The organism is Ursidibacter sp. B-7004-1, from assembly GCF_053654055.1.
Window position 1 is genome coordinate 1 of the sequence record NZ_JBSIUP010000078.1, and the last position, 920, is coordinate 920.

At 50.8% G+C, this 920-nt stretch carries 1 rRNA gene; it reads left to right on the forward strand.

The features are described 5' to 3' along the window. Positions 1-920 (forward strand): 23S ribosomal RNA (locus tag ACWIW0_RS11285); the annotation flags it as partial.

Genomic DNA, 920 nt, shown 5'->3' on the forward strand with positions numbered 1-920 from the left:
CAACTGTTTATTAAAAACACAGCACTCTGCAAACACGAAAGTGGACGTATAGGGTGTGATGCCTGCCCGGTGCTGGAAGGTTAATTGATGGTGTTATCGAAAGAGAAGCTCCTGATCGAAGCCCCAGTAAACGGCGGCCGTAACTATAACGGTCCTAAGGTAGCGAAATTCCTTGTCGGGTAAGTTCCGACCTGCACGAATGGCATAATGATGGCCAGGCTGTCTCCACCCGAGACTCAGTGAAATTGAAATCGCCGTGAAGATGCGGTGTACCCGCGGCTAGACGGAAAGACCCCGTGAACCTTTACTATAGCTTGACACTGAATATTGAATTTTGATGTGTAGGATAGGTGGGAGACTATGAAGATGATACGCCAGTATTGTTGGAGTCGTCCTTGAAATACCACCCTTTAACGTTTGATGTTCTAACGAAACACCAAGTACAGGTGTTCGGACAGTGTCTGGTGGGTAGTTTGACTGGGGCGGTCTCCTCCCAAAGAGTAACGGAGGAGCACGAAGGTTTGCTAATCACGGTCGGACATCGTGAGGTTAGTGCAATGGTATAAGCAAGCTTAACTGCGAGACCAACAAGTCGAGCAGGTGCGAAAGCAGGTCATAGTGATCCGGTGGTTCTGAATGGAAGGGCCATCGCTCAACGGATAAAAGGTACTCCGGGGATAACAGGCTGATACCGCCCAAGAGTTCATATCGACGGCGGTGTTTGGCACCTCGATGTCGGCTCATCACATCCTGGGGCTGAAGTAGGTCCCAAGGGTATGGCTGTTCGCCATTTAAAGTGGTACGCGAGCTGGGTTTAGAACGTCGTGAGACAGTTCGGTCCCTATCTGCCGTGGGCGTTGGATGATTGAAAGGGGCTGCTCCTAGTACGAGAGGACCGGAGTGGACGCATCACTGGTGTT